Here is a 6675-nt window from a genome sequence, read left to right on the forward strand (position 1 = left end):
TGCGTCCCCTCCATGAGGAATCGGGCGTCGAGGCGGGGTCGGCGGCCGGCTCCTCCCCCGGCCGGTGGTCCGGGCGGCGACGCCGGGCGGAACCGGACCGGCCCCGGGAACGGCGTCCGCTGACCACCGCGGACAGCTTGGCGGGCGTGCCCAGGACCGCGAGGGCGCCATCGGTGTCGGTGCGCAGCACCCGGGCACCCTGGGCGCGCAGCGCCGCGATCGTACGGGACGCCGGATGGCCGTACGGGTTCCCGGCACCGCAGGAAATCAGCGCCAGCCGGGGCGCAAGGCGTTGTATCAACTGAGGGTCCTGGTAGGCGGAGCCGTGGTGCGCCACCTTGAGGACGTCGACCGCGGCCAGCTCCGGATGCGCCTCCAACAGGGCCTGCTGGGCGCCCGGTTCGAGATCACCGAGCAGCAGCACGGTCAGTCCGCCCGTACGGACGAGCAGGGTGACGCTGGCGTCGTTGGGGCCGGTGAGCCCACTGGTGCCGGGCGCCGCGTCGGTGACGCGCGATGCCGTCGGTGCCATTGCGGGCACCGGCAGTAGGGGCTTCGGCCATAGGGGCGCCGGCCCTCTGGGCACTGGCCCTCGGGGCGACGGAGGTGGGGGTGGGGGTGGGGGTGTCGACGGGGCGAACGGCGCGGGTGGCCAGAGCACTTCCCAGGTGAGGGCGCCCAGGCGGCGCCGCTCCCCCGGTACGGCGGGGGCGACCGGGACGTGAGCGTCCGCTGCCTCTCGGCGCACGGACCGGACCTGCCCGTACGGCTCCTGGAGCGACGTGGTCTCGATCGCGCCGACCGAACGGCCTTGCAACACCCCTGGAAGTCCGTCCACATGGTCGGCATGAAAGTGCGTCAGCACGAGGAGGGGAATGCGCCGGACGCCGAGTTCGCTCAGGCAGCGGTCGATGGCGCGCGGGTCGGGGCCGGTGTCCACCACCAGTGCCGTACCGTCGCCGGCGGCCAGCACCAGGCCGTCGCCCTGCCCGACGTCACAGGCCACCATCAGCCAGCCCGGCGGCGGCCAGCCGGTCAGGATGCGGGTCAGCGGCACCGGACGGCACACCGCCAGAACGAGGGCCAGCGCGCACAGCACACAGAGCCAGGGCCGGCGCAGCGCCCGCCGGCCGACCACCAGCAGCGCCACGGAGGCAGCGGCGAGCGACAGCCCGCCCGCCCAGCCGCCCGGCCAGTCGAACTCCGCCCCCGGCAGCGCCGCTCCCGTACGCGCGACCCCGGCGATCCACCCGGCCGGCCAGCCCGCACACCACGCCAGCCCCCGAGCGAGCGGCAGGGCGACGGGGGCGGCGGCGAGGGCCGCGAAGCCGAGGATCGTCGCGGGAGCCACGGCCAGCTCGGCGAGCAGGTTGCAGGGCACCGAAATCAGCCCCACCCGCGCCGAGAGGACCACGATCACCGGGGCGCAGACCACCTGGGCGGCAGCCGCGGCGGCGATCACCTCGGCGAGCCGTGGCGGCACCCGGCGCCGCTGGAGGGCGGCGCTCCACCGCGGGGCGATCAGCAGCAGCGCGCCGGTCGCCAGGACGGAGAGCAGAAAGCCGTAACTCCGGGCGAGCCGGGGATCGTAGAGGACCAGCAACAGGACGGCGGCGGCCAGTGCGGGGAGCAGCGAACGGCGGCGGCCGGTGCCGATCGCCAGCAGCGTGATCAGCCCGCAGGCGGCGGCCCGCAGCACGCTCGGATCCGGGCGGCACACGACCACGAACATCAGGGCGAGCCCGCCGCCGACGAAGGCGGTAGCGCGCAGCGAGAGCCCCAAGCGCCGTGCCAGGCCGCGGCGTTCGGCCCGGGTCGCCAGATGCGGTGGGCCGATGAGCAGAGTGAGCACGATCGTCAGATTGCTGCCGGAGACGGCCAGCAGATGCGTCAGATCGGTGGCGCGGAAGGCGTCGTCGAGGTCCTGCGACACACGGGAGGTGTCGCCCACGACGAGACCGGGCAGCAGCGCCCTGGCATCCGGACGCAGGCCCTCGGTGGCTTCTCTGAGCCCGGCGCGCAGACTTCCGGCCAGCCGCTGGAGGGCGGATGGCGGCTCGACCGTGAGCGGCGGCCCGTAGGCCGTGATCCGCAGCACCGCGGCGACCTGCTCGGCGGACGACAGCGGCGGTACGGCACGGGCCGCCACCCGAATCCGCGTCGACGGCAGCAGCCCACGCCACTCCGGCGACAACCCGCCGGTCCCCTCGGCCCGGCCTCCCGCCCCCGGCACGTCCGGCCCACCGGCCGGACTCCCCGCAGACTTCCGGCGCCCCGCCCCCCGTTCCCCCGAGCCGTCCCCCGTCCCCTTCCCTGAACCGTGCCCCGAGCCTGGCCCCGCCTCTTGCCCCGAGCCCTTCCCGGCATCGTGCTGCTGGACGACGGCGAGCACCGGCGTCCGGACGGCGGTGACCGACCCGTCCGGCGCCATGACCCGGACGGCATCGGCGGTGAACAGCAGCGACGGCGGCGTCCGTTGCGACCCGCGCACCTTGGGCCGGGTCACCCGTGGATCGCCGGTCACCTCTAGCTCGACCGTGAGCCGCGCGTACCGCCGTGCCCAGCCGGTCAGCGGACCACTCCGTGCCTCTGCCGCATGCAGCGCCGCGGACGTCGCCCCCGCCGCGGCGCACAGCAGCACCGCCGCCACGGCGACGAGCGCCCCCGCGAACCGGACGCGAGACGGGCGGGCGCGGCCCGTCGTCCGGACCTCGGCAACGGCGGACGGGCCTTCCCCGGCCTTCGCCCTCCACAGGGCGCAGGCCGCGAGCACCACCGCCACCGCACAGGCCACGGCCACACCGCCGCCCGGCGCACCCAGGCCGATCGCGGCAGCCGCCCATGCGGCCAGCGCCGGAGCAACCAGCCGGAGGTCGGCCGGGCCGTCCTGCCGCGGCCCCGAAGCATCCGTCGAGTCGCGATCGGCAGGCACGGAGCCCGGAGGGGCGTCCACGCGGCCGTCTGGAACACGGGTGGCCGTCATGGCTCCACCAGAGTGCGCAGGTCGGCAAGCCGCCGTTCACCGATACCGGGCACCTGACGGAGCTGGTCCACAGAGGTGAACCCGCCGTGCTGGGTGCGGAATTCGATGATGTGGCGGGCGAGGACAGGCCCCACCCCGGGAAGGCCGTCGAGCTGCTGCTGCGTGGCCGTGCTGAGACTCACCGGCCCGCCCGCACCACCCTGCGGTCCGCCCCCGGCGCCGCCACCCATGTCACCGGCTCCACCACCGGCCGGCCCGCCGGCGCCGGCGGCGCCTTCCTCACCGACAACGATCTGTTCGCCGTCGGCCAGCAACCGCGCCCGGTTCAGCCCGCGGATGCTCGCCCCGTGCAGCACCCCGCCCGCGGCCTCCAGGGCATCGGTCACCCGCGAGCCCGCCGGCAGCCGGTGAATCCCCGGATGCCGCACCTTCCCCACGACGTCGACGACCACCATCCGGCCGGCCCCACCCGGCAACCCGCCCGCGACGGAACCGGCGGACGATCCGTTCGCTGCCGATGGCGGCAGAGGCGACGAACGGCCACCGGGGCCACGCGGCGGCGCCGTCACTGCCCGGTCGGCGGTCGGAGCACGCACCGGCTCGGGTCGCGCGGCCCAGAAGTGCTGAACGGCGAAGCCCACCGCCACCACGAGCACCAGCACGAGCGCGGCAAGCGCCTTCGGGTCCGTACCGCACCGTAACTGCACCCACAGCGGCAGCCGTTCACGTACGGCGGGCCACACCCGCCCCGCACGCCGCACACCCGGCGGATCGTGTTCACGCGACGGCGGCGCACGATGGGCGTGCGACGGACCCACCCCGGCGCCACCGCCGGCCGGTCTTCCCACCCCGGCGCCCGGCCCCGGCTGCGTATCCGCATCGGTGGGCGCATCGGTACCGACGGCCGGATCCGCGTCCCTGTCCGGGCCCGTGCCCGTCTCCGTCCCTGTCTCCGTACCGAAGATCGCGGCGGCCCGGACCCGCATGCGCTCCCGCCTCCATTCCCTCAGCCGCTCCCGCTCCCGCCGCCCCCTCATGGACGGAACGACGGGGAAGGAGGACGTCGAGGCGGGTGGGAGAGGGGGAGGGACGGAGGAAGGGATCGCGGAAGGGATCGCGGAAGGAAAGGAAGCCGACGACGAAACCGGCGAGGGAACCGACGGCGAAGCCAACGAAGGAACAGCCGAAGGAACAGTCGAAGGAACGGTCGAAGGAACTGACGAAGAAGCGGGTCGAAAAGTGCTCATAGCTCTCGACGGTAAGCACCCCGCACGCATCTCGCCGAGCCGCGTCAAATACCGTGGATAACCATCGAGTTGTGGATAACTCCGTCACTCTTACGTGCAAGCGCAGCCGGCACCGGCCGCACCTGCTGCGCGCTTCACCGCGGTGACACCACGGCCCCCAGCAACCCGGGCCCCGTGTGTGCGCCGATCACCGCGCCGACCTCGCTCACATGGAGCTCGTTCAGCCCCGGCACCCGCTCCTGCAACCGCTGGGCCAGGGCGTCCGCGCGCTCCGCCGCCGCGAGATGGTGGACGGCGATGTCGACCTGGCCCTCCCCTGCCCGCTCCACGGCGATCTCCTCCAGCCGCGCGATGGCCTTGGAGGCCGTACGGACCTTCTCCAGCAGTTCGATCCGCCCCTCGGCGAGTTGGAGGATCGGCTTCACGGCGAGCGCCGAGCCGAGCAGCGCCTGCGCCGCGCCGATCCGGCCGCCGCGCCGCAGATAGTCGAGGGTGTCGACGTAGAAGTAGGCGGAGGTACCCGCGGCACGCTTCTCGGCGGCGGCCACCGCGTCGTCCACGTCCCCGCCGCCCTCCACCACCTCGGCGGCGGCCAGGGCGCAGAACCCGAGGGCCATCGCCACCATCCCGGTGTCCACGACCCGTACCGGCACGGGGGCGTCCTTCGCCGCCAGCACCGCCGCGTCGTAGGTACCGGAGAACTCCGAGGAGAGATGGAGCGAAACGATGCTGCTCGCCCCCTCCGCCGCGATCGCGCGGTAGGTTTCCGCGAACACCGTGGGGCTCGGCCGCGAGGTCGTCACGGGCCGGCGCTTCTGGAGCGCCTGGGCGACGGATCTCGCGGAGATCTCGGTGCCCTCCTCCAAGGCCTGGTCCCCCAGGACAACGGTCAGCGGTACGGCCGTGATGTGGTGGCGCTCGACAGCCGTCCGCGGCAAGTAGGCCGTGGAATCGGTGACGATCGCGACATGGCGGGACATGACTGGGAGATTATCCGGGGATCCGAACGCCCGACAGTGCGGGCCCCTCCCCAAGATCTTCCAGGTTTTACCAAGGCTCTGCCAAGACCCCACAGCTCACCGGCCGTCGGGCCGGCGTCCACCGGCAACGGACCGGCGGAACGGTGTTGTGCGGCCCCCGCTTTCCACGCTTCGCGCTCTTCTTCTCCCCCTCCCCCCCGGCCCACCCACCCCCGCCCCACTTCGCCCCGCTCCCGCCCCACCAGAGCTTCGGAGCCGCAGAGCCTCGAAGTCCGAGACCCCGCATGCCCGGAGCGTCAACGGCCCAAGCCCAAGCTCAGGCCCCGGGGCCCGGAACGCAGGCGCCCGTGCCCCGCCGTCCCTGGGCCTGCCGTCCCTGGGCCCGTCAGGTCTTCTCGCGCTGGGTCTTCTCCCACGGATACGACCGCTGGGTGCGCGGGTCCCGGGCGGTGATCGCCGGAGCCTCCTCCCCCGCAGGCCCCCACGAAAAGCCCCCGCCTGCCGCGCCGGCATCCGAACCGGACGCCGCACCGGGGGTGGTACCCGAGCCGGAACTCGCACCGGAATTCGCTATGGAGCCGACACCTGATCCCGTCCGCGCGGGTCCGCTCTCCGGGGCGTCCGCCGTCCAGTGCCGCAGTGCGCCCGCCTCCACGTCGATCTGGTCGCTCAGCGCCGCCAGGTCGTCGTCGGCGAACTTGCGGGCGCGGTCGCGGGCGGCCCAGCGCAGCGACTCCGCGGAGTGGGTGATCCGCTCCATGCGCTCCCGGAGGTCGGGGAGTCGGGCCGCGATCATGGCCTTGTCGGGCTCCCGTTCCAGTCGGCGGAGCTCGTCGTCCAGTTCGTGGCCGTGGGCGCTGAGCCGCTCGAAGAGGCCGACCGCCTCGCTGAGCGAGGCGTCGTCCGAGGAGCCGGTGCGCAGCACCTCCTGGGTGGCCCGCATGGACGTCCGCAGCGACAGCCGCAGCTGGGCCAGCTCGCCGACCACACCGGGCTGGGTGAACTGCCGGGCCCGCAGGGTGGTGTCCTCGACCGTTCTGCGGGCCTGGGCGACTTTGCGGTCCACCCCGCGCTTGGCCGCCTGCATCGCCTTGACCGTGAGGAACACCCCGGCTGCCACGAACAGCACGAAGAGCAACCCGATGATGGCGAAGGCGGCTTCCATGGACACTCCCCAAGGTGTCGGCGGCGCCGACTCCGCGTCGGCGCCCGTACCTCAACGGTAAACGCCAGGGGCAGGTCGAGGGTTCCGAACGAACCCCCAACCTGCCCGTAGGGGAAAGCCCCTAGACCGATGGTGGCGCACCCTGACACGGGGCCGTTGCGGACGGCATTCCCGCAGGTCAGCCGCCGGTCGAGACCCGGAGGACCGGAGCCCCGGAGAGCCGCCGGCCATGCCCTGGTCGAGCGGCGGCCGGTCATCGGCCGGTCACCGGTCAGCCGCCGCCCGGACCATGGCCGCCCG

At 74.0% G+C, this 6675-nt stretch carries 4 protein-coding genes and 1 pseudogene; 1 reads left to right on the forward strand and 4 read right to left on the reverse strand.

Annotated elements, in window-relative coordinates:
- Positions 1–127: 127 nt before the first annotated feature.
- Both IEZ17_RS42265 and IEZ17_RS11715 read right to left on the reverse strand, forming a co-directional pair.
- Positions 128–2650, reverse strand: a pseudogene (locus tag IEZ17_RS42265) (ComEC/Rec2 family competence protein); the annotation flags it as partial.
- A 329-nt stretch (positions 2651–2979) separates the two neighbouring features.
- Positions 2980–3744, reverse strand: coding sequence for a ComEA family DNA-binding protein (locus IEZ17_RS11715; RefSeq protein ID WP_308427631.1), 765 nt, complete (start codon positions 3742–3744; stop codon positions 2980–2982).
- Between the two features lie 274 nt (positions 3745–4018).
- Here IEZ17_RS11715 and IEZ17_RS11720 point away from each other — a divergent pair, with 274 nt between their 5' ends.
- Entirely contained in the window at positions 4019–4291 is a 273-nt protein-coding gene (locus tag IEZ17_RS11720; RefSeq protein ID WP_189299204.1) for a hypothetical protein, read from the forward strand.
- A 73-nt stretch (positions 4292–4364) separates the two neighbouring features.
- Here IEZ17_RS11720 and IEZ17_RS11725 read toward each other — a convergent pair whose 3' ends face one another.
- Together IEZ17_RS11725 and IEZ17_RS11730 are read right to left on the reverse strand one after the other, a co-directional pair.
- The gene (locus IEZ17_RS11725; RefSeq protein WP_189299206.1) at positions 4365–5210 is read right to left on the reverse strand and encodes a DegV family protein; all 846 of its coding nucleotides are present in this window, start codon (positions 5208–5210) and stop codon (positions 4365–4367) included.
- A 385-nt stretch (positions 5211–5595) separates the two neighbouring features.
- Positions 5596–6375, reverse strand: a complete 780-nt coding sequence (locus IEZ17_RS11730) for a hypothetical protein (protein ID WP_189299208.1) — start codon at positions 6373–6375, stop codon at positions 5596–5598.
- Positions 6376–6675 lie beyond the last annotated feature (300 nt).

It is taken from the genome of Streptomyces albospinus, assembly GCF_014648695.1.
GTDB lineage: Bacteria > Actinomycetota > Actinomycetes > Streptomycetales > Streptomycetaceae > Streptomyces > Streptomyces albospinus.